Origin of the sequence: Turicibacter sp. KK003 (genome assembly GCF_037014675.1) — a bacterium.
In the GTDB taxonomy this organism is placed as follows: Bacteria; Bacillota_I; Bacilli_A; order MOL361; family Turicibacteraceae; genus Turicibacter; species Turicibacter faecis.
Map to the genome: position 1 here is coordinate 1,277,321 of NZ_CP142738.1, position 23,633 is coordinate 1,300,953.

General features: G+C 36.6%; 21 protein-coding genes and 1 riboswitch. Of the genes, 4 read left to right on the forward strand and 17 right to left on the reverse strand.

Features of this window, described 5'->3' with window-relative positions:
* Positions 1–26 precede the first annotated feature (26 nt).
* The 5 genes from VXM77_RS06320 to VXM77_RS06340 form a co-directional block, all read right to left on the reverse strand.
* A complete protein-coding gene (locus VXM77_RS06320) occupies positions 27–803 on the reverse strand; it encodes an RNA-binding protein (RefSeq protein ID WP_338505714.1) in 777 nt (258 codons plus the stop codon).
* Between the two features lie 98 nt (positions 804–901).
* Complete coding sequence (locus tag VXM77_RS06325; RefSeq protein WP_338505715.1) at positions 902–2,098, reverse strand: dicarboxylate/amino acid:cation symporter; 1,197 nt, start codon at positions 2,096–2,098, stop codon at positions 902–904.
* 251 nt (positions 2,099–2,349) lie between these two features.
* Positions 2,350–3,288: an Rpn family recombination-promoting nuclease/putative transposase gene (locus VXM77_RS06330; RefSeq protein ID WP_338505717.1), complete on the reverse strand. Its 939-nt coding sequence runs from the start codon at positions 3,286–3,288 to the stop codon at positions 2,350–2,352.
* A 412-nt stretch (positions 3,289–3,700) separates the two neighbouring features.
* Positions 3,701–3,802, reverse strand: a riboswitch (purine riboswitch).
* A 152-nt stretch (positions 3,803–3,954) separates the two neighbouring features.
* Entirely contained in the window at positions 3,955–4,437 is a 483-nt protein-coding gene (locus VXM77_RS06335) for a flavodoxin family protein (protein WP_161831257.1), read from the reverse strand.
* Positions 4,438–4,591: 154 nt separating this feature from the next.
* Positions 4,592–5,194, reverse strand: a complete 603-nt coding sequence (locus tag VXM77_RS06340; protein ID WP_262950493.1) for a sugar O-acetyltransferase — start codon at positions 5,192–5,194, stop codon at positions 4,592–4,594.
* A gap of 437 nt (positions 5,195–5,631) precedes the next feature.
* On the opposite strand from VXM77_RS06340, the gene VXM77_RS06345 reads away from it, so the two are divergent.
* Complete coding sequence (locus VXM77_RS06345; protein WP_262950494.1) at positions 5,632–6,279, forward strand: hypothetical protein; 648 nt, start codon at positions 5,632–5,634, stop codon at positions 6,277–6,279.
* A gap of 228 nt (positions 6,280–6,507) precedes the next feature.
* Here VXM77_RS06345 and VXM77_RS06350 read toward each other — a convergent pair whose 3' ends face one another.
* The 4 genes from VXM77_RS06350 to VXM77_RS06365 form a co-directional block, all read right to left on the reverse strand.
* Complete coding sequence (locus tag VXM77_RS06350) at positions 6,508–6,921, reverse strand: helix-turn-helix transcriptional regulator (protein WP_338505719.1); 414 nt, start codon at positions 6,919–6,921, stop codon at positions 6,508–6,510.
* A 268-nt stretch (positions 6,922–7,189) separates the two neighbouring features.
* Positions 7,190–7,861 (reverse strand): isoprenylcysteine carboxylmethyltransferase family protein, encoded by a 672-nt coding sequence (locus VXM77_RS06355; protein ID WP_338505720.1) that lies wholly within the window; start codon positions 7,859–7,861, stop codon positions 7,190–7,192.
* 203 nt (positions 7,862–8,064) lie between these two features.
* Positions 8,065–8,229, reverse strand: coding sequence for a hypothetical protein (locus VXM77_RS06360; RefSeq protein ID WP_161831267.1), 165 nt, complete (start codon positions 8,227–8,229; stop codon positions 8,065–8,067).
* 32 nt (positions 8,230–8,261) lie between these two features.
* Positions 8,262–9,614: an MATE family efflux transporter gene (locus VXM77_RS06365; protein ID WP_338505721.1), complete on the reverse strand. Its 1,353-nt coding sequence runs from the start codon at positions 9,612–9,614 to the stop codon at positions 8,262–8,264.
* An 82-nt stretch (positions 9,615–9,696) separates the two neighbouring features.
* On the opposite strand from VXM77_RS06365, the gene VXM77_RS06370 reads away from it, so the two are divergent.
* Positions 9,697–10,467 carry a MerR family transcriptional regulator gene (locus tag VXM77_RS06370; protein ID WP_161831270.1) on the forward strand — a complete coding sequence of 257 codons (771 nt, stop codon included), beginning with the start codon at positions 9,697–9,699 and terminating at the stop codon, positions 10,465–10,467.
* Between the two features lie 399 nt (positions 10,468–10,866).
* Here VXM77_RS06370 and VXM77_RS06375 read toward each other — a convergent pair whose 3' ends face one another.
* The 4 genes from VXM77_RS06375 to VXM77_RS06390 all read right to left on the reverse strand — a co-directional run bounded on the left by VXM77_RS06375 (position 10,867) and on the right by VXM77_RS06390 (position 18,840).
* Positions 10,867–12,153, reverse strand: a complete 1,287-nt coding sequence (locus VXM77_RS06375) for an ISL3 family transposase (protein WP_289461271.1) — start codon at positions 12,151–12,153, stop codon at positions 10,867–10,869.
* 512 nt (positions 12,154–12,665) lie between these two features.
* Positions 12,666–14,918 (reverse strand): hypothetical protein, encoded by a 2,253-nt coding sequence (locus VXM77_RS06380; protein ID WP_161831272.1) that lies wholly within the window; start codon positions 14,916–14,918, stop codon positions 12,666–12,668.
* The gene (locus tag VXM77_RS06385) at positions 14,908–15,990 is read right to left on the reverse strand and encodes an SIR2 family protein (protein ID WP_161831274.1); all 1,083 of its coding nucleotides are present in this window, start codon (positions 15,988–15,990) and stop codon (positions 14,908–14,910) included. The genes VXM77_RS06380 and VXM77_RS06385 overlap by 11 nt, the downstream gene beginning before the upstream one ends.
* Before the next feature lie 411 nt (positions 15,991–16,401).
* Complete coding sequence (locus VXM77_RS06390; RefSeq protein ID WP_161831276.1) at positions 16,402–18,840, reverse strand: DEAD/DEAH box helicase family protein; 2,439 nt, start codon at positions 18,838–18,840, stop codon at positions 16,402–16,404.
* A gap of 114 nt (positions 18,841–18,954) precedes the next feature.
* On the opposite strand from VXM77_RS06390, the gene VXM77_RS06395 reads away from it, so the two are divergent.
* Positions 18,955–19,263 (forward strand): nucleoside triphosphate pyrophosphohydrolase, encoded by a 309-nt coding sequence (locus VXM77_RS06395; protein ID WP_161831278.1) that lies wholly within the window; start codon positions 18,955–18,957, stop codon positions 19,261–19,263.
* 61 nt (positions 19,264–19,324) lie between these two features.
* On the opposite strand, the gene VXM77_RS06400 is transcribed toward VXM77_RS06395, so the two are convergent.
* The 3 genes from VXM77_RS06400 to VXM77_RS06410 all read right to left on the reverse strand — a co-directional run bounded on the left by VXM77_RS06400 (position 19,325) and on the right by VXM77_RS06410 (position 21,001).
* Positions 19,325–19,606 carry a helix-turn-helix transcriptional regulator gene (locus VXM77_RS06400; protein WP_338505726.1) on the reverse strand — a complete coding sequence of 94 codons (282 nt, stop codon included), beginning with the start codon at positions 19,604–19,606 and terminating at the stop codon, positions 19,325–19,327.
* 265 nt (positions 19,607–19,871) lie between these two features.
* Complete coding sequence (locus VXM77_RS06405) at positions 19,872–20,414, reverse strand: hypothetical protein (RefSeq protein WP_338505727.1); 543 nt, start codon at positions 20,412–20,414, stop codon at positions 19,872–19,874.
* Between the two features lie 26 nt (positions 20,415–20,440).
* Positions 20,441–21,001: a hypothetical protein gene (locus VXM77_RS06410; protein WP_262950511.1), complete on the reverse strand. Its 561-nt coding sequence runs from the start codon at positions 20,999–21,001 to the stop codon at positions 20,441–20,443.
* 144 nt (positions 21,002–21,145) lie between these two features.
* Here VXM77_RS06410 and hcp point away from each other — a divergent pair, with 144 nt between their 5' ends.
* Positions 21,146–22,795: a hydroxylamine reductase gene (gene hcp, locus VXM77_RS06415; RefSeq protein WP_338505729.1), complete on the forward strand. Its 1,650-nt coding sequence runs from the start codon at positions 21,146–21,148 to the stop codon at positions 22,793–22,795.
* A 46-nt stretch (positions 22,796–22,841) separates the two neighbouring features.
* Here the strand turns inward: hcp and VXM77_RS06420 are convergent, their stop codons facing one another.
* On the reverse strand, positions 22,842–23,537 hold the full coding sequence (locus tag VXM77_RS06420) for a Crp/Fnr family transcriptional regulator (protein ID WP_338505730.1): 696 nt from the start codon (positions 23,535–23,537) through the stop codon (positions 22,842–22,844).
* Positions 23,538–23,633: the final 96 nt, after the last annotated feature.

Here is a 23,633-nt window from a genome sequence, read left to right on the forward strand (position 1 = left end):
TATCTATGCATCATTTCAATCATTTATCACACAGACTGTAAGTTGGAAGATCTATTTTCCATTATTTTAATGATTTTCCCCCTAACCTTTCCTTCCTCAACACGTACCTGATGGATTCTAAAGGCCACAGGCGATCCCTCCTTAATGAAGTTAACCATAGGAATGGGACAAATAGCATCTAAATTAGGCGCAATATTAACAAAACATGCCCATGGTTTAATACTTCGGACCGTTCCATAAACAACGGTATGTGGTTCAAAATCCTCAATCGTAATGGTTGACGTTTGAACATATTTATTAACAGCTTGAACATTAATTTTAAGGTTATTATTTGCTTTTAAGAAACAGACTTCAAGTTGATCGCCGACCTGATAAATGTCAGAAACCGTTGTGTAATCGGCTGCAAAATCACGATTTCTTAAAATAACGGAAATACCTTCAATTGTTAAATAAGCTCCAAAATACGTCAATTTAGTAATCGTTGCTAAATAAGGTTTTCCCGTTTCTAATTCTTTAATCAGCTGGCGCCTTTTTTGGCGCTTTACCTCAAGGCATGACCCATAGTAAATATTTCGTAAGGAATCGTAACCGATTATCACATACTCAAGCATCTGCCCCCTATAACGATTGAGATTTCCTTTTACCTCATACAGTTCTAAATGTGAACGTAAAATAATAACTCGTTGTTCCTCGTGTTCAATCTCAACAGAATCCTCTTCTAAATAATGATCATATCGAACATCCTTTACCTTTCCTGTTTGGACATTGTTTACATCTATTTCTACTGTGAAAACTTTCTTCATTTAATGAATCCCCCCACTTGGTCTAAGTTATCAAAGAAAGCGCTTTATACTTATATTTTATCAGGAAAATCAAAAAAAAGAAATAAAAAAAGATGCCTTTAGCATCTTTTTTCTTGTAGACTCACAGACTCTACTGTCTCATGAGACATTAATTTTTCAACAAAAATAGCCATGGCACCGTCCCCTACCACATTAGTTGCTGTTCCAAAACTATCTTGGGCCGCGTGAAGGGCAATCATAAGAGGCGTTTGTAGGGCACCAAACCCAAGCATGGACTGTAATAATCCAAGAGCAGCCATGACTCCACCTCCTGGAACACCAGGGGCAGCAATCATCATAATACCAAGCATCAAAATAAAGGGAACATAGTGCCCAAGTGTTGGCGTTTGGCCATTCATCAACATGAGCGCCATTGACGTTAATACAATCGTCATCGTATCGCCCGCAATATGAATCGTTGCAGATAGTGGAATCACAAATTCGCAAATATCTGGACGCACACCATTTGATTTCACACAATCAAGCGTAACTGGAATCGTCGCAGCTGACGATTGGGTTCCTGCTGCTGTAATGTAAGCAGGAATCATGTGTTTCAGTAAAGAGAAAGGATTTTTTCCTTTAATTCCCCCCGCTAAAGTATACAAAATAATTAAATAGCCCACCTGAAGTAAAAATAATACAAGATAAACGAGAAGAAAAGATTTTAAGGTGACAAAGATTTCACCACTATAGCTTAATTCTGAAAAAACTGACCCAATGTAGAGTGGGACAAGAGGAATGATGACGTTTTTGATGAGGGCCATCATTAATTCACTAAATTCGGTACATAGTTTCAGTAGTGAACTTTTAGGTTTTGAGGCTAATCCGATCCCTAAAATGAAAGATAATACTAAGGCGCTCATCACGCTCATCAATGCAGGAATATCTAAGGTGAATAGCGGGGTAACTCCCTCGCCCTCTGTCATCAATGTTTCAACATGTTGCGTAAGATGAGGGAGGACAGTACATCCCACAATAAATGCAATGATTCCCGCACTAATCGTTGATAAATAGGCCAATGTAGTTGTCAATAATAATCCCTTTTTAGATTGCTTTCCAAGAGAAGCAATTCCAGGGACGATGAGCCCGATAATAATGAGTGGAATCACAAAGCCTAAAAATGTACTAACTAATTGACGGAAAGTGGCGATGACAATAATCGGTCCTGCAAAATGGGTCGTGCGACAAATCACCCCTAAACTAATACCAATGAGTAACCAAATAATAATACGTGCAATTAACGGTAACTTTTTCACGTCATCCGCCTCCTTTTTAAATTAAATAAGTACTCTTATTATGGCAGAAAAACACAAAAATTCAAGGGGATTGCACGAAAAAAAAAGAGGGTTATCGATGAAAACCCTTTTTTGGAGGATGAGCAAAATCAGGGAGTTTGATTTCTGGGCACAGTAGATTAACAGATCACAGACCCCAACCGTTTGTTCTTAATGAAAAAAGAGACAGACTCGTCTCTTTCTTCCAATACTTATTTAAAAGAATAATCCTATTAACTCATTTCTTTTTTAAGTTGAAGGACCTCATCAAGGGATAATCCTGTTTTAATGGCAATGGTTTGGACATCTAGTACATCCATTAACTGTTTAGCAATTTCGACCTTGTTCTGTTGAATGCCTCGCTCGATTCCCTGTTCAATCCCCTGCTGAATGCCTTGTTGGATTCCTTTTTTCTCCGCATAATGCATTCGATTAAGTCGATCCATCCACTCTTTAAATCTTGCTTCATAATGAAGGCGGTATTTTCGGTCACAACTTAACGCCAATAATTCCTCTTTTGCCTCACGAATTGTTTCATGTTGATGTGCTAACTCATAACTCACACGACTTTCTGGATGCTTAAGAAATTCAATCCAGGCTTCAAGCTGAGTCTTCACTTCACTCACATCTTTGATATCTTTCATTTTCTTTAATTCAATATAATGAATTTCTAGTAAATCAGTTAACTCATCGTTTCGATCACGCTCTTTTAGTCGGTAAGAACTATGATAATCATCGGTATCCATAAGGTTAAAATCAAGGATATTGATACAAATAGTTCGTTCTAACTGATCATAAAAATGCCCGCTTTCTAGTTGCCCAGAAAACAGTCGACTCCAATAAAATAAACTTCGTTCAATCATGTCATTTTCATCTGCTAACTGAACTTCAACATTGACGAGTTCTCCTTTATCCGTTTGAGCCAAGAGGTCAAGAACCCCTACCTTATCTTTTCGATACCTTCTATCGAGTGTTCGATCTTTGAAAGTAATGGATGTAATTGGCTCTTCTGGTGTTAACACCGCATTTAAAAAGGAAATTAAAATCTCAGGTTTTTTTTCATTTCCAAATAATCCTTTAAAAACAAAATCCATGGTTGGAGGTAATAATACAGGTCCCAAATCTTCCTCAACTCCTATCGTGTGGGGGTTTTGACGTTTTATCTCAGTCATTTAAATCGCTCCTATCTGTTATTATAATAAATATTTGGGAATTTTAACATCCTCCCGTTTTAAAATACGCCAAAAATACCTCATTTCCTTTTTCATTTTTAAAATAAAAAAAGGAAGCCCTAGGTGGCTCCCTTGTATCATTAATGATCAATCATAAATTGCAACATTTCAAGTACCTACTCCAACCGTCGTGATACTTCATAACAATCGACCCATTTCCATCATTCAAACTCATCGGGAAGTGGGATGTCGTTTAACTAAACAACGCGCATAAAAAGGCTAAGCGCCCCCTTTGAATAATGATCCACGTTTACAGTTCTTTCAGATGCACGATCTGAATTATTTATAAATCAAAAAAAGAGCACCGACGGCCATTTCGATGCTCTACAAGTAAAAAGGATGTATGATGAGGACATACAAAGTTCTTACTTGTAGTCCACGAGATAACCGGTCGTGGGTAGAAACTAGTTAACCATATCTTAACAATTATACAAGTAAATGTTTCAACTATTTGGAGTAGGAAATGTTTTATCATTTCCGGAATTATATCATATCACAATTCATCATCTAGTGCAAGCCTTTTTTCAAAAGAAATGAATAATGCGTGACAAAGAGTCCTTCTTGACGAAAAATAAAAAAAGAGGTCGTAAGACCCCTTCAATGGGATTATTTAGTTAACGCTTTTTTAACTGACGCAACTAACTCATCCAAATCTGCTTGGTTCGGATGATGAGCTGCTTCAGCTAATACTTCTTTAATCTCCGCGTATAGCTCAGGAGCCCCCTCCTTAATGTGTGTCTGCATTTTATCAGTTACCTTTCCAAGGCACATATAGCTTCCAATTAGTTCATTTGATGCTGGAAGATGTGTTTGCGCACTTTCTAAAATCTTTTCATAAAATTCCTTTGTATCGCCAAAGCCAGCCGTTCCAAATAAAAAGACCTTTTTCCCTGACAATTGCTTCATGAAAGCTTGAATATCCGCCCCACAAGAATAACGAGTCGACCAAAATCCAATAAAAATCGTATCAGCCGCTAACGCCTCATCAGATGGTTTCCCACAATAAGTTGCCCCAACCGCCTGTTGAATCGCTTGTGCTAACTGTTCTGTATTTCCTGTCACACTACTATATACAATCGAATAAGTCATTTTAACGTCCTCCCGGATCCCTAATTTCTTTTACTATATCATAAAGAATCTAATTATTCAATAAAAATAGGAATTATTATTACATTTGGAACCTTGATCACTTGAAAGTCGCACCAATAACTGCAAGAAAACAGAACCTAGCTGTAATACATCATCATTTGTTTAGAGGTGAACGATTCCAACACGTTTGACGGTCTTCCTCCGTAATCGGACGGATAACTCGACAAGGATTCCCAACTGCCACTGAATGATCGGGAATATCTTTGACAACGACACTACCGCCCCCAATCACAACGTCGCTACCGATTGTTACACCTGGCATGACTTGAACCCCGGCTCCAATCCAAACATTGTCGCCTACTGTAATCGGATACGCATACTCTAGCCCTTGATTTCGACGTTCAAAATCGATCGGGTGACCCGCTGTATGAAATCCGCAGTTTGGGGCAATGAAGACGTTATCGCCAAACGTCACCTTTCCTCCATCTAAAATGACGGTGTTGTGATTGGCAAAGAAATTTTCTCCAACTTCAATATTATAGCCGTAGTCACACCAAAAAGGGGCCATAATGCAAAAGGAATCCTTCGTTTTTCCAAGCAACTTCTTCATCAATTGTTGCTGAGCATCGACATCTGAGGGTAACAACTGGTTATATTGAAAACAAAGATCTTTCGCTACGCTCCGTTCCTCTATTAACTTTTGATCATAATTGGCATCATATAATTGTTGCTGTAACATTTTTTCTTTCTCTGTCATTTCCTCTATCCTCTCTTTTTTATGATTTGTTTTCCTCTTTCTAGCTTAACAAAAATCTATCGTTTTCCCAAGATAGAAACCGATTACCGGCGATTAATAAAATCTCAAACAGGAGCACCCTCCTCGCTGTTTAGCCGGCCACTTTCTACAACTAGCTTTATCTTGCTACTCCCCCCCCCCTCCAGTTATATTTTCTCACTTAATAGAGTTCATGCAAAAAAGGCGTTAAACGAATAGGATAAAACGCCCCCAACGAATCCCCATTAACTGTTAGAGCACATTCCCCCGATCAGAATTCTATTTTTACGTTTTATCAATAACAGGTATAGCCGTGGGAGACTCCCTGCTCATTCAGTTGTTTTAAATAAAAAATATGTTCTTCTTTTATAAAACCTTCATTATCGGGTATCCTAAATCACATAGAAAGGAGAATGATCATGAAAAAATTACAGTTTTTTATAATCGGTTTCTTGTTATTGATGTGTGGTCTCACTGGGCAAGCCGCGACGACCGATCCGTATCTGATGGAAAAGGATGAACAACAGTTCATTAACGTCGAATTTGACGATTCCTTTTTTACGATTAAAATGAAAGTGGGAACGGGTGAAATCATCGGATTTAGTCACATTGCCCATCCAACGAAAAAAATGACGGATCAACAATTTGTCCAAATGTTGCTTGATGGGGTGGAACTCCTTTATGGAAAAGACAGTGAGGCTTACACCTTAAATAAAATAAAATTCATGACACTTCTTAATCATCAAACTTTTCATCGTGCTGATTTTGAGACCTATCAACTTAAAACCATTCAACCGAGATACGAACTTCATAAAGAGAAAGACCAGTTTATGAATGTAACCTTTAATCACTCTGCCTTTGCAATCGCTATTCGAGCCAATGATGGGGAAATTACAGGAACAGGGACCCTCCCCCAAGCTCAACCAGGAATGACCGATGAAAAATTAGCCCAAATGATAATTGACTGTGCAGAATTGATTTATGGAAAGGATACGCCCCGATACAACCTAAATAAGGAAAAGTACGTGACCCTACTTCAAGAAGGTGGCATGCATTACTATGACTAGCTCATTTATTTATTAATTTTAGGTGGGGCTCTTTTGTTGGTGATGAAAAAAATTCATCGCCTTCTATATATTTATCATTTCATTATTTAGAGTATTACCTAATTTTTATATTATAATATTAGTTTATAGACGCTATCTCTCTTTTTCTTGACAGGGGTTCACGTGCAATACGTTAAAAAAAATCCTTAGTTAGTTACGGCGCGGCCTCCTCTAACTAAGGATTACATCTTATTCTTTCTGATCGTGTCGGCTTATTCTTCTAGTAATAAAGTATTTTAATTCAAACGACAACATAAACAACGTCGCGACTAAAAATCCGACCATAAAAATATGATTATGAATCGCGAAATAACCGATATAAGCGACAATGGCCAACAAGTAAATTAAAATCACGACGTGCCACTTTTCTCGCATACCCGACGATAGTACGTGTTTTTTAACGGCTTCGTCCTCTTTTACAAGTTCATCGAGCGTTAATCCGAGTTCGTCACTTATGGTTATGAGATGTGATAGATGCGGAATGCATTTTCCTGACTCCCATTTGATGATTAGCTCCTGAGAAACAGCTAACTTTTCGCCTAATTGCTCTACCGATAAACCTAATTCTTCACGGCGCCCCTTAATTTTTTCCCCTAAACTCATACTTAATCCCCCTTTTTTGAGAATTTCAAGTATTAGATACTTCCTTACATTACATTTTATGAGTTAAACAGATAAAAAATGCTTTTTTCTCGGCTTTTTATATGCATTCAATTATTAGAGTATTATCTAATTTTTATATTATCGAGCGATAAAAATACAGCATCGGTTAAGCCAAAAAGTCCGACTCCTTATCGATATGGATGAAAAATTTCTGCGATTATTCATCATCTGATCGAAGTTTAATGCTTTCGCGCGACGCTTTTTTCCATCACCAAATGAGTAGAATAAGTTTATATCGCACCCGCTTTTTATATGCCGAATATCCCGTTAACTCCTTTTCAAGAACCTGCTCTTCATTTTGAATCCGTGTAACGAGAATAAAGGGATACATCAAAAAAATAACGAAAGAAATGAATGAACCTAATACGAGTGGAATCGACAAAAACAAAAGGAGCGTGGCACTATACATCGGATGGCGAACCATTCCATAAAGCCCATGATCAATGACCTCTTGTTCAGCCTGAACTTCTACAACCCGTGATACATAACGATTTTCTCTTAAAACTTCCGCATACATTCCATAGGCAAACAAAAACAAAACAGCCCCCATCCAAGAAACCCAATCCGGTAACATTTCCCCGTGCCAACGATAGGTTAACCCTGCGACAATAAATCCCATCGTAAACATCAGCCCACTCAGACGAACCAGCCATCGTTGCTTGACTTGCGTCTCCCGTGCGTTTAACCGATTTCTGAGCAAGTCAGGATTTTTTACCATCAATAAAAGTCCTATCCCTAGCATGGGAATAAATAAAATAGCCATGAGTAGCCAACCTTGCCAATAATGAAACGACCCTGCAGCAAGAAAGAGTAATCCCCCGACCATCAGTACCCCAAAGAAAAATTTCAACCCTGCTTGACAACACAAACTCTTTTTCATACGTCTGCCCCCCTCCAACAAATTCTCTTAAACCTACTACCAATATACGACAAGACTCAACTAAAAATGACCTAAAAACTTGATTCACCTCCTCAAGCTTTTAGGTCACCTGTTCAAATTTATTTAAAACCGATCATTCTTCTTATCCGCTCTTTTTAACGAATAATTCTTATCTTTATTATAATTCAATCACCGAGCTCTGTTTAATCCGTTGAATCGATAAATAAACAGTAATCATAACCGAAATAAAAACGAACAATCAAATAATCATCAATGGCACGATGGGAAGATACCAACTGACATAAAGAAAATGAGATTCTATTAAGATCGCATTCACCATCCGATGCCCCTCTTTCACCACTATTCACGAAATCCGACTCCTCTTGCAGAAAACTCATGATCACTTCACACCAAATCGAAACGAATTAAACTCTTTTTTGACACATCTCCTCCAAGTCATCCAGGCGATGACGGCAGCCCCCAATCCGCCAACACTTGGGACGAGGAAAAGTCCATAAACACCCATGAACTTTGTTAAAACAACCATCAAAAATAACGGAAGCAACACAGACTCCACTAACATGACAACAATCGATGCCGTCGCCTTCTCGATACCAGTTAAAAAACTCCCAACCGTCAAGCTATACCAATTAACTAAATAAGACGGCGCACTTAATAACAAAGCGATTTTCCCCATTTGGATCAGATCACCCTCCGATGTTGAAGAAAACAAACCGACTAAAAAATCTGGAAACATCACCATAATCAATAGCGTCACGATAGAAAGCACAAATCCCACTCGACACGTGAGGTGAAAAAATTGAGTAATCCGTCGGTAATCTTTAGCTCCATAACTATAACTAATGACCGGAAGGATGGAATCGACCATTCCTGATAAAATAGGAAGCATTAAGGCATCGATATACGTCACCACTGAAAATGCCGCAACGGCCACAGGCCCGCCATAATAAAGCAAAAATCCATTCGTAATAATGGCCATAATTGATCCTGAGATATTGCCTAAAAACACGGAACTCCCATTGTAAATCACATATAAAAACTCCTTTACATCGACCTTCGGTTTAGTAAATCTTAAAGCTACCTTCTTCATGATAAACGGATAAAGAAAAATGAGCGTTCCGATCAACATACTTAAGACACTCGCCCAAGCCGCGGTTTCTATTCCTAATTTAAAATAACCGATAAGAAGTGCATCTAATACAATATTAAGAAGAGACACTGCGATATTGACCCACATACTCAGCGTGGCTTTTCCGCATAACCTTAAATAATTATCCAAAGCAAAAAAGGGAGCGATAAAAGGGAATGCCAAAATAAAAACAGAAGCAAATTGATAGGCTAACGTCGCAAGTTCTTTATCCTTAATTAAAATAAAAATCAGGTCCTTCGCAAAAAACAAACTGGCAATCATAAACAGACCATCGATCACCAACATTAGTAACAGGGCCATCGAAAAAATACGACTCGCCTCATCCTCCTTTTTTTCACCGAGCTTCATCCCTATCTTGACGGATGCGCCCGCTGCAATCATATCTCCGACCGCAAACACAATCATGATAATAGGAAAAACAAGGTTAATCGCCGCTAACGCTTTCCTTCCTATCATCTTTCCGACAAACATCCCATCAGCCATCATATAAAGCGACGAAAACAACATACTAAATAATCCGGGAATCGCCAACTTCATAAATAACTTTTTCGGCGGTGTTGTTCCAAAAAATTCTTGATTCATCATTCGCCTCCTTTGACATAAGCGCCATAACACTCTATAATGACTATAAAGTATCTCCTTAGGGGAGAGTCAAGGTGATTCTATGAAAAATAACTTATTAACCATTGGAGAATTAGCAAAAAGAACAGGATGTAGCATAAAGGCACTTCGATACTACGATTCAATCGGACTGCTCCCTCCTACCTACATTGATCCAGATAGCCATTACCGCTACTACACCGTTGAACAAGCACGAATGGTCGAGCTCATCCAAATCTGTATTAACTTATCTATTCCCTTAAAAGAAGTCAAAGAATTAATCCTAACAAAAGATCAGACACTTAATTACAAACAATTAATCGAATATGGCAAACAAATGACAGAAGAAAAAATAGCCGCCCTCCAAGAAAACCTAAACGTGTTAAATAATTTACAACAAGAGATCGACCGCATTAATAGTTATCGTGACGATGAATCCAAAGTGTTCACCTTTAACGAAACCTACTATTATACACTCCCGTTAGAGGAAGAAGAAATGAATGATCACTTCTATAAACGCCTTGAGACCATGTTTAACGAATGCTTTCATCAAAACTTATCCATTAAACCCGACTACAGCGTCATTATCCAGCAAAACAACGAGCACGTGAAAAAATTTGTTGCCTGTGAAATCTATCAACACGATTCCACCCTTCCAAACCTTATCAAAGTGAACAAAGGCCCTTTCCTTTGTAAAAAAACAGATTGCTTCCAGTTCAAAGAGATTTGTAAACTGTTTTCAGAGATTGAGGCCGACACCAAGACGATTATAATTAGTCCAGGGTATAACTATAGCCTCTCAAGCCCCTATTTCGAAGTCAAATGTACCCTCTAACCCGCATTTTCGTCTTATCTTCCCCGTGTCGGGGAAAAGAAATCGACCAGATTGCCCCATATGAGTGACTTTACCAAATCCCGTGACCGCCTCGCAAACGATTGCACCTCAATCGAATCGATCCCGTGGCACCCCTGGAATGAAATGTTCCATCTTTAAGATCACACCTCACAGTGAATACAAGCCTCGAAAAGGTGACTTTCAGAAGAGAGATAGAACTTTTTAAAAAATAATCCTAATTTTTTGAATAAATATTATTCTTATAGTCCATAACAATACTGTAAGTGAGATGCTTACACTCTTCCTAAATTTCTCATATTAAAAAGGTTCTTTGTCAAATAGTGTTGCTGATTAATTTGTAACCTGTTACAACGAAAATTCAAATCGAAATCCTAGTAGCTATGCTGCTAGGATTTTCGTTTTAGGCTTTGTTAGATTTTGAACCATGAGAATACGAGATTTAAAGTGATAGAAACTACGATATCCAAAGGCAATACGCTTAATGACCTTAATTTTATTATTAATTCCTTCGATGGGACCATTTGTGTAATGAGTTGAGAGTGTATTTTTAATATAGGATTGATAAGTTTTAAAGGTTTGGAAAGCCGTTTGAAACTCAGGAGAAACAAGCGGATGTTCCGTTTCGAGTAAATGATTAAATCGTTTTAAGTTTTTTGTCTGAAGAGCGAAAAGTAACTCTTGATATAAATCATAGGTTGCTTTTAATTCAGGAGATAAATCAAGTAGAAAGTTTAAGATATCAATTTCACGCATGGGTTGTTTAAAGCAGTAAACTGATCGATAAGTGGTGGTATTAAGTAAAGCGTGAGATTTTAAAAATAAGCGCCAATAACGTTTGAATTTACGACCATGCTTTTTGAACTTTTTCATGAATCGGATTCGAGTTTTGTTCAGTGCACGAGAGAGATGTTGAACGAGATGAAATTTATCAATGATAATTTGGGCATGAGGAAAAAGATCCTTAATGAGGCTGATGTAAGGAGCGTACATATCAATCACAATATTTTTTACTCGATGACGTGCTTCCTTTGTGTATCGTTTAAAATAAGCTTGAAGGGAGTTTAAACGACGATCTTCAACGATATCGATGATTTGTTTTGAGTCAGCATCGCAAAAAATAAAAGACATATGCCCCTCAGCAGACTTAACGGATTTAAATTCATCAAAACAGAGATTTTCAGGTAAATAATTAAGGTTTAAGGTTTGAGATTCATAAAAGCTATGGATGATTCGATTGACGGTTGAATGAGAGACCTGATGGCGACGTGCGATATCACATTCAGAAATTTTATTTTGGGCCTCTAAAGCAATGGCGTGTTTCGTATGATAAGAAATGTAACAGTTCTTTTCAACAATTGAAGTACTTAGTGTAAAAGTAGACTGGCAATGCCCACAATAATAACGCTGTTTTTTTAGGTCTAAGTAGGTATCGTGAAGAGAGACTTTTGGAATGACAATTCGAGAGGTTTTAAATCCATGCTTCTTAAATTTTGAATCAAATAGGGTTCCGCATTTTTGACAATGAGTCGGTTGATACGTAAGAATACCTTTAAAGATAAAGCTAGTAATTCCGTTCAACTTCACTTCCTCAAGATAATCTTCTGAAAATGTAATATTTTTATCTTTAATATTTAAAAGTTTTCTAGTAAAATATGAGTGAGACATTAAATCTTATCCTTTCAATATTGTTTTAGTCGATAACATTGTAACAGGATTGAGACTTGAAGTCTCTTTTTTTTTATCCTATGAAAAAAGTGCTGCTTAATCAGCAACACTAAATATTATAGAACCATTAAAAAAGACGTTCACCCCCCATGAACGTCTTTTTATTATATATAAGTGCTAAACTTAACTTTTCCTAATGAAGTTAAAGGACCCATTAAATCTCCTATAAGAGCAGGAAGAATTCTCACAGAAAAACCTCTTATTCATTAAAGTGGTAACAACTTTTTATCATGGATCAGAAAATCAGTATACCTTATCCATGATAATGACGCGTATACCCTAATTTTCTGAACAAGTAAATTTGGAATCAATCTTTTTAAATTACATAAAAGAAGTACCTCCATCATAGACTCTAACGCCATTCCAACATAGTTGATATGGATAGCATCGCTTTCACTTTTATGTCTATTATGTAGGTACTATACCACCACACAGCCAGAACCGGTTGTTTTTTATCTTTTATTTAAGTATCTAAATTTTCTATTCAATTTATCGTAATCTTCTGTTGTTAAATATGCCCGAATTTCATCCAATAATTGATTCATTTCTGGAATCATTTGAAACTCATCCATTTGTTCTAAAATGGTATCTATACACTCTATAAAATAATAGTCAACATTCACCATTTCCTTTTTTAACACTATCATTACTAATTTCATTATATGCACTAACGTATCTTTTTCAAATCGTTTACGTAATACATAACTGTAGGAATAACTCTTAAGTTTCCACGTATGAATAGGCATCCCTTCCAACAATGATAATATTCTCTCTAATTTTTCAGTTTTAATTTTTAATAATCGGAGAAAAAGATTTTTTATTAAGGACTCCGAATATGTCTCATCATTAAATAGATAAATTATCCAGTCTTCACCATATTTAAATTTATAATCATTTTCTAAATAACCAGCTAACATTTTTAATGAGAGTTTATCAAAATATTCATGATTACGGATTAGTATCTCTTGAGGAGACGTTGTTTCAAATAAAATAATCATTGAATTAAATACTGTTATCCCATCATCAAAATCATCCTTCTCTAACACTTCTCTTATGATTGGTTTAAAGAATTCTAAATCATTTTTTCCTATTCTATATTTATAAGAATACCCTTGATAAGATTCTATAGTGAGTACAAATCCAGGAATTTTACTCCATAAAATTGGAAATTGACCAATAACATATTTTTTATATTTTTCAGGGGTTTCATGAAACTTCTGAAGTACTAAAACTTGAATATCTTCCTCATTGAATACTTTATCATCTAATACTCGCAGTGCTTCAAAATATCTTCCAACCTCCGTATTAATGTATATATTAATATCTATATATGGGCCCTCTTGTTTATTACGAAAAATATTTTTTATTGAAAGCTTATCCACTTTATACCCAAAGAAGCAATCCTTTACTCGTTGTTCTTCAATATAATCATTTTTAAATAAAAAACAATATAATTTACCCATTTCAATATTAAAATCATTGCTTATTTTAAATTTTTTTATAAACTCTATTAATAAATCAATATTCTCCTTCGTTCTATCTTTCGAGGAAACAAAAAATTCTACGATACTTCCACAATATCTTACACATAAAGTATCATTTACAATGAGTTCCTTCAAGAAGGCAATAATTTGTTCTTTATGATCTACTACGTAACCTTCTGTAAACAATTTCGATAATTCTTTTCGTTGTCCCTCAACAGACTGTTCCTTTAAATCATCAAGATCGATTGCCTTCTTATGTTCTAATAAAAGCTTTACAGTTTTCTCTAGAGGTTGATTTAAAATCATATTTATAGACAAATAAGGATATTGTTGAATCCATCCCCACTCTCCAAATTCTAAACCATTCATAAAATAATCTGAAGAAATTGATTTTGGAAATAATTCTTGGTGTTTCTTTACGAATTCATTCATTTCTTTCCCATAAAATTTAAATGAAACATCAATATTTGCTATAAGATTTGTTAATACACTCTCTTCTAATCCCTGTTCTAAATCAATATTAATCAACAACCGTTGGATTATTTTTAAACGGTAAAACTCTTCAGGAAAATTCAACGTTCCTTGATAAAGGATTTTATTTTCTTTTAAACATAAAAATAATAACTTCATTTCTTCATTTTCTAAAATAGATGCAAACGAAAAATACACCATTGTTTCGTCTATACTAGTTAAATATTTAATTAATTCTTTCCATAATGAGAAATTAAAATCAAATTGAATGGTTTTGAAATAATCCGGTTTTATATAAGAACTTTTCTTCGATGTAATTTTCTCTATCAACCATAAACATTTCAATTCATTATCTTCTATAAAATCATAAAGATTATTAGCTTTAATTAAAAAGCTTAAATATTCTCCTTTTTTTTCAATATCCGTGAATGCATTAATAATAATATTGTAGATAGGCTTAGCTGTTATTTCATTATATTGTTTTAAATTTTTAATCAATTGTAGAATATCTTCTTGTTCTTCTTTATCAAACTGATTATAGTAGTGAGCAATTTGTTTCCAAAAAAATGGATAATCGGCTGTATATGTGGCTGCTTGTTGTTTTACTAAATCAGACTTTAAAGCTTCTTTTAATAAATTTAATGCTTTCTCACTAGAAAGATTATCATAATTTTTAAACACACGGTCTAAGAATAAATAATTTTTATTTTTTATATGTTTATTGATAACCTCTATCACACTATTCCCCATTTAAAATCCTCCAATCGCTTTCAGGGTTAGATATATTGTCCTCCCTTTTTAAAGACACATCTGTAACCAGTCTTTCACAGAATTTTGGCAAATCACTAAACTCATCTCCGTACCAAACAACAGTTACACCTTTTACAGTTTGCATATAATCCTCAAAATGACTATGATGAGGTTCCTTTATTTGCGGGTTAAGGTGATTATCATATTTCAAAAGTGCATAATATTGCATTTCTTTTCTTTGGTCTTTTTCTACATCGTGAGCTAATCGTAGAATAGATAAAACTTCATCTTCCTCCATACTACAACCAATAAAAATAATTTTGGGGTCGCTTTTATCTTGAATAATTTGTTTAAAATTTCGTAAAACTTCCCTATTTTCATCATTAGGATAATACAAATTAGTATACGAACTAGCCGAACTGATAAAATAATCAGGATTTCCATCAGGGCTCCCATGTAAGTGAATCACGCTATTGGCCTTAAGATTAGAAGAAACCTCACTTAGATCTTTGAGAATCTCAATATCCTTTTTTGCATATTTTTGAAAATGATTTTCTATCTCTAAATCATAATTGGTTGTGATATAGGTTGCGTTTAAATTTAGCAAATGGAATAATATTTCATTTTTTTCAATACAAACTGGCAAGTCTTTAAAATAAAACCTTTCAAAATTCAATACATTTTCATTAAACCGTTTCGTAGATCCAACTTTATCTCCACTAATTTTGGTATATTTCCTAATCATATGGTGAACTAAATCTACTTTTCTTTTTTTATCCATCCTATTTTCTAATAATTGATCCAATACTAACATATCTTGCCTTTGGACCTCTTTTTCTGTTGTAATCTCCTCGTCAATTAAATCCTCAAGATGAAAGGTCCAATATTTAATTAATTTATCAACATACTCATTCCAATTAGGATATCCTTGAGAAATAGAGACCCCGGCTCCTATAAAAAATACTAGATTATTACTACTTTCGGCTTCTGATATAACCTCTATCATTTGGTTGTACTCTGTTTTTGAATACTTAATCTCATATTTTTTTTCTTCGTTTAAATGATTGTCCATATTCCCTCCTGAATAATAATCTATAATTTTTAACTTATTTCATTTATAAAAGAAAATCTCCTATAATGCAAGATGCATCTAAATTTCATCATTACTATCCCCATTTTTTGTATAGAATATTCAAAGATTAACATTATTATTCATAAATTACATTTAAAGATTTATCTAATTTTTATAATATAAAAAGAGCTATTAGGCCCTCTTTTTGATGTATTTAGTGTTCATCCTAATGTAACCCGCTCAAACATCTTGCAATATATTTTGAATTTTTCCAAACAAATAAGCGATAAATATTTTCAAACCTTTCTAATAACATAGAATTCACGCTACCCTCAACAGAATCCTTGTATCTTATATTTACATAACCGGGTAACTTACCCTATCCCTAAATTATATCTTTCCCAATAAGCCTTATCCCTTCAGTTTTTCAAGTCTTGTTTTGTAAAATTCTTGAGTTCTTAGGTCAATCGCGTCTTTTACATGAGCGATAAATAAAGGGTTATCTTGATAAGGTTTTAAGTCCGAATGAAGGTAGACCTGTTGATCGTCTTTGCTAAAGAAGTCAGATTCACTTTGGCATAAAAAGTGAACGGGATTTTTTCGGGCGAGTTTAACGTATTCCTTTTTGCCCCATTCTTTAAAATTGGCTGTTCCCTTATCTCTTAGCAAATCTACCCCATTTGATCCTTTTGAATAAAAGTCCAAAAAGGCTCGGTATAAATCATCGTCATCAATTTTTAATTGAAGGACCCCATTTTGGATAAACGCTAAAAAGGTCGGTAGCTTATATGTTTTTGAAAGGGATGTTTTTTCAATCATGGTTAAGAAAGCCCCGGCCGGGGTTGATAACCACACCTCTTCCTCTGGTGATAAATCGTGTTGTCGTTGTAAAAACGCCAGATAATTTTTAAATGGATTTAATTTTGCTTTACTTTTAACGAGATGGTAAATGCCCTCATTCATCAGTGTAAAAAACTCAACACGAGTTGGACGATGTCCGAGTTCATCCTTTACCCGTTCATATTCTTCTACCACTAAATCCTCAATTTTTTGAGTTGATTTCTCCATTTTTTCAAACAAATCAATTAATTGAAAATCGAAGTCGATAAAGCACCCTTCTGGTAACAGCGTCTCCTCACGAATAACTTCACTTGCCCGTTTAAACTCTTTTTTAGTCGTCCCAGTAATTAAATACGGAATGAGATTGGCTTTTTTATAATTTCCAATAAAATCGAGCACATTTAAATACTGTTTATCCTTCGACAAGCGGAGTCCACGACCGAGTTGTTGCATGAAAATCGTTGGCGATTCAGTAGGTCGTAGCATAAGTACCATATCCAGTGCGGCAATATCGAGTCCTTCGTTAAACATATCCACTGAGAAAATCACCTGAATCTCACCCTTTGAAAGTTTGGTAAGGGCCTCTTCTCGTGGAAGTGTCTGCGCCCCTCCATCACCACTATAAACGGCACAAGCTAAAATCCCCTGTTCATTAAAATACTCGCTCATAAAATCCGCATGCCGTTTACTCACACAGAATCCAAGTGCCCGAACCGAACGGTACTTTTTATAATGATTAAATACTAACTCTGCACGTTGGTGAATATTTAAAGCATCTTCGAGTTCCTCAGTTTGATAACGCCCATTACGATACGTTAATTGATCATAGTTAATCGTTTCATCATAAATCGCATAGTAGCGAAATGGCACTAACCACCCGTGATTAATGGCCTTTTTTAACGGAGCCTCATACACCACATTATAATCGCAAATAGCCAAGACGTCCTTACTGTCAAGCCGGTCAGGTGTAGCCGTAATCCCTAGTAAAAATCTCGGTTTAAAATATTGCAAAATCCGCTGATAATTAGACGCGACTGCATGATGAAACTCATCGATCACAATATAATCAAAGTAATGAGGATCAAATAAATGTAAATTTTCTTCCTTTCCTAAACTTTGAACCGAGGCAAAAATAATATCCTTGTGCGTTTCTTTCATGCCTCCCATAAAAAATCCACGTTCACTTAGCGGGCGAACATTTCCAAAACTGCGGTACGCTTGTCTTAAAATTTCCTCACGATGCGCAATAAATAAGATTCGTTGGTAGTCTCGCGAATCAAATGCAGCTAAATACGTTTTACCAATTCCCGTCGCCGCAACCACTACGCCTTTATCAAATCCTTCATCCCGTGTTTTCTTCAAATGATAAAGTGCCTCGATTTGGGCCCCTCGGGGTTGATACAAATCAACCACATAAGCTTCCTTTTCCTCCTCAATATCTTCCGTCAATTTTTGTTGCAAAAAGGTCGGAGTCTGATAAATCTTATTCTTTTTCCAATTCTTTGAATAAAAATCTAACTCCGCATCCGTCACCACAATCGAATAATTATAAAATAGATCTTCAAAAACCCGTGCATATTCGGCAAATTCCTGAGGGTGCGTGTCTTGGTCAAGTTTAAAATTCCATTCCACCCCTTCAGTGAGTGCCGATTTGGATAAATTAGATGACCCAATATACATATCGGCCCCTTCATCGTAGTAGAAGAAATAGGCCTTGGCATGAAAACTGCGCCGAGGTTCATTAAAAAAACGGATATCCGCAACATCACCAAAAATTTCTTTCAAGCGATACAAGGCAGAGGGTTGTGTAATATTTAAATAGTTTCCTGTTAAAATACGGATAGGAATTTGTTGATGACGAATCTCTAAAAATTGTTTTTCTAAAAGTTTAACACCTGATTCCATCAAAAAAGAAACAATAATATCAATCTTTTTTGCTTTTTTGAAGCTTTCTTTAAAATGGTCGTATAAATAATCATCATAGCCTGTAATACTGCGAAGTTGCCTCATCTTTTCACTCCCAAACCTTCTGTTTTCTTTATTTTATCACTTTTTGAGGTCTTTTGACAGATAGCCACTAATTAAACTATAATGAAAGTAATTGAAAATAAAGGAGCCGATAGCATGTTAACTTATGATAAATTAGTTCGCGATCTTATTCCAGACATTATTCAGGCCTCAGGAAAAACGGCGGAAATTGAAGTCGTTAGTGATGAAGTGGCATTTGACTATTTAGTTAAAAAATTAGACGAGGAAGTTGCCGAATTTAAGACGGATCAAAACCTTGAAGAATTGGCAGATGTTTTAGAAGTTTTATTTGCCCTTGCCCAAAAACTCGGTTATGGGGAACAAGACCTTTTAGCCAAACGTTTAGAGAAGAAAAACGCCCGAGGCGGCTTTGAAAAAAATATCGTCCTAAAATCAACCAAGTAACAAATTCATCTCAAAAAGGTCCCCTGATCTAGGGGACCTTTTTGACTAGATAGGTGACCATCTACCACCAAAAAACGATCGATATTAACACAGTAACGCAGACAAATAAGTAAAGCAGCGTATAAATAAAGCTCCGATCCAAAGTAGGTGATGGGTGAGCAACGTCTTCCTCTAATTTTCCTAAAATATCCATTAAATTTCTTAATTGTTCCTCGCTTGGACGCTCCTGATTGACCTCCCAGTTTACCACTTTCCAAGAGGGTACGCCTAATTGATGGGCGAGCTCTTCTAACGAGAGGCCCATCGCCTCACGTTTCACTCGAATTTCTTCCCCTAAATGCATCTTGTATCCCTACCTTCAACAAAATCTTTTTTATAATCTCTCACCACTCCCTTCTCTTTAAGATATGCCACCTCCGTTTTTTATCATGCATGCTAAACAAAACTAAAAGGCAATCCGACGATGTTTCATCAGGTTGCCTTTTTATATTGTTTAAAGGAGGACGCCTTTAACAGGACCAAAGATTTTTCCAAAGGAAATTCCCTATCGCAAGTGCTGTTTTCGGTTCATCCCCATAGGGGCTCCCGCTTCTTCGGTTAAACGATTGTTAAAGGAGGTTTGTTGCTAAAAGACACTCGATCATCCGTGTTTTATCGCTTTCATCCTTAAAAATCAAATCGATAAACCGGTCATCTTGCATCCGAACACAACGTTTTTTTTCTAACTGGATGAAATAGTAGTCATTCATCGGTTTGACTCCTTTGACGAGGTCATGTTGACACAAATGTAAAATGAGTTTTTTATTCTTTAGTTCACCCCATCGACACGTTAAATAATAATGCATGATGTCTTCTTCGTGTGGTCCCTTCTCCATGAAGGCATTCAACGTGCGATGGAGTCGTTCATTCTTTAGATACGGTTTAATCGAGCGAGGGCGCGGATTAATGCCATCACACGGATAAGTATTGATGACAAGCATTACCTCATCATCCATTGAAAAGACACATTCAAAAATACCGAGCGCGCGTTTATAAACGTCGAACAACTCCTGAGCATCCGTCATCGCTTCCTTGCCAAGTTCAACCGTTAAAACGTGGGCTTCATAACGTTCTAACGGGAGATAATAATAAAAATTAATCCATTGTCGCACGCCACTCCCCCTTCACACGTTTAAATCTATTCTAAATCAAACTCAACAATGACGTCCCCTATTTCAATTTCATAATGGGTCTGATCCCCGACAACCGCCAACGCATCTGATCCCGTTGTTGAGCGTCCGATTGAGACCTCTCCACCATAACGGGCTTCCATCGATGGGTAATTTTTTAACAAATGCCCGCTTCCATCATACACTTGATAATGAATGCCTTCAAATAACGAAAATCCATCCTCAACCGCTAAATTTTTATACTCATACTCAATAACCAGCACTTTATCCGCCTTCACGTCACAATACTCATTGCGATCATCCGTATAATAAGCATTTAAAAAGGTCACCTCAATTTGATCATTCCCTATGGTTTCCCCTAATTTAACCCGTTCAGCCTCTTTTGGTGCCTTTGGTTTTTCAGCTTCAGGTTTTTGCTCCTCAACGACCGGATCCTTAACCTCTGTCTTTTCCTGAACCACAGGCGTCTCTTTGACCTTTTTCACCTCATTCGTCTGATCAAAATACTCACACGCCACTAATAACACCGAACAAAAAAGAACACTTCCAGCGAATAACCACTTCTTCACATCCATCCCACCCTTCAACAAGTTACTATATCCTATGCCTTTACCTAAAAGGCGTGCCTCTTTTTATCAAATTTGATTTCAATCACATTCAACTTCCCTCTTCATCGATAAAATAACCTTAACAAATGAAAAAGAGGTGAAAGAATGACTATGTTTTGTAATCAATGTCAAGAAGCAGCAAAAGGAGTAGGCTGTACCGTGTTTGGGGTTTGCGGAAAATCACCCGAACTGACCGCCTTAATGGATACTTTTATTTACTCCCTTATTGGATTATCTTGTTTAGCGCTTGAGGTGAAAAAAGAGAAAGAACTCGTCCGCGAAGTCGATTTATTTGTCACAGAAGGATTGTTCGCTACCATCACGAATGCCAATTTTGATGAAGAAGAATTCGTCACACGTATTAAAGAAAGCATCCGCTTAAGAAACCAATTAAAAGAACGCTTAATCCACACTAATCTTCCTATTTTAACACACGATATCGTCAACTTTGAGGTCGACCATAAACAAAGTATGATCAAAAAAGCCTTATCGGTTGCGATTCATTCCACAACAGAAAATGAAGACATCCGTTCCCTACGCGAACTGATTTTATTCGGACTTAAAGGGCTGGCTGCCTATACGTCGCATGCCGAAAAATTAGGATTTACTGACGATGAACTATTTAATAACCTGCATCGTTTCATGGCTACCTTAATCCAGCCCGACCTAGATGTTAGCGCCTATACAACGCTTGCCCTTGAATTAGGAAACGTTGGGGTTTTGGCGATGTCTCTCCTTGATCAAGCCAATAACTCTTCGTTTGGGCACCCGGAATTAACAAAGGTGAATATCGGCGTTCAAAACCGCCCCGGAATCTTAATCACTGGACACGACCTTCACGACCTCAAACAACTCTTAGAACAGACGCAAGATACCGGGGTTGACGTCTATACACATAGCGAGATGCTACCTGCCCATTACTATCCTGAACTAAAAAAATATCCACATCTCGTTGGAAACTACGGAAACGCTTGGCACGAACAAACAAAAGAATTCGAAACCTTCAATGGGCCGATTGTCTTTACAACTAACTGTTTAGTTCCCCCACGTCAAGGATGCACCTATACTGAGCGCGTCTATACAACTGGAAATACGGGGCACCCTGACTTCAAGGTGATCAAAACACTCGCTGATGGGACAAAAGATTTCAGTTGCGTGATTGAACACGCCTTAACGTGCGCCGCTCCGACACCGCTTGAAACAGGAGAAATCATCGGAGGATTTGCCCACCATCAAGTGTTGAGTCTTGCCGATTCGGTCGTAGGTGCCATCAAAGAGGGGGCGATTAAGAACTTCGTCGTCATGGCCGGGTGTGATGGTCGCCATAAAGAGCGTACCTACTATACTGATTTCGCCAAAGAATTACCACAAGATTCCGTCATTCTAACAGCCGGATGCGCCAAATACAAATACAATAAATTAAATCTGGGCGACATTAACGGCATTCCACGCCTATTAGATGCCGGACAATGTAACGACTCTTATTCATTAGTCGTCATCGCCTTGAAATTAAAAGAAGCCTTAGGGATTGAAGACATTAATGATTTACCTATCGCCTATAACATTGCCTGGTATGAGCAAAAAGCGGTCATCGTTTTATTAGCCCTGCTAGCCCTCGGTGTGAAAAACATTCACCTAGGCCCAACCTTACCCGCCTTCTTATCCCCTAATGTCCTCCAAGTCTTAATTGAAAACTTTGCCATCGGTGGCATTTCAACCGTTGAAGAAGATTTAAACGAGTTCTTAAAAGCTTAACAAAAAAACCACTCTTTGAATTCAAGGAGTGGTTTTTTATTAGCACCTAGAGCAGATCCTTCAAATACGCGACGTCTAGGATTTCTATTTTCCTATGACCGATGATGTTGATGATTCCTTTTTCACTCAACTGGTGTAATTTTCGACTCACGGTTTCTCGTGTCAATCCGGTATAACTTGCCACTTCTTCACGTGTAAAGGGTAAATGAATCACCATTTTAGATCCAACTTGGACGCCCTCTTTCTTGGCTAACTCTAAGAGTAAATAGGCCAACTTACTCTCAGGGTCTTGGTTCGATAACATAAGTGTTAACTGCTCTAAATGAATCAACCGTTGGCTAAGGACTTCTAACACTTTTAAACTCATTTCTGGTTTTTTAAGCATTAACTGTTGAAAATGCTGTTTCGTTATTAAACAGAATCGGCAATCTTCAATCGCTTTGGCATAACAATTAAACGTCGTGTCTTGAAACAATTGGAGTTCGCCCCAAAAATCACCCTCACCCAACAGATGAAGAATTTGTTCTTTTCCATCTTTCGTATAATTAAAAATTTTGAGTTTCCCTTCGTTTACAATCCAAAGCGTATCGGCAGGTTCACCCTCACGAAATACCATCTCTCCTTTTTGATAGGTTTTGCGTTTAATCACCTGTAACAACGCCTTCGTTTCTTCACAATTAAATGCTTGAAAAATAGGCACCTTATACGTGCAAGATTGGCCCACGCCACATGTACAACTCATCTCATCCACTCCTTCTCCACTTTAACGGCTAGTTTTAAAAAAGGTACCCATCAAACGACCTTCCTTACTAGTATGACTGACCCTCTCCCTTAACAT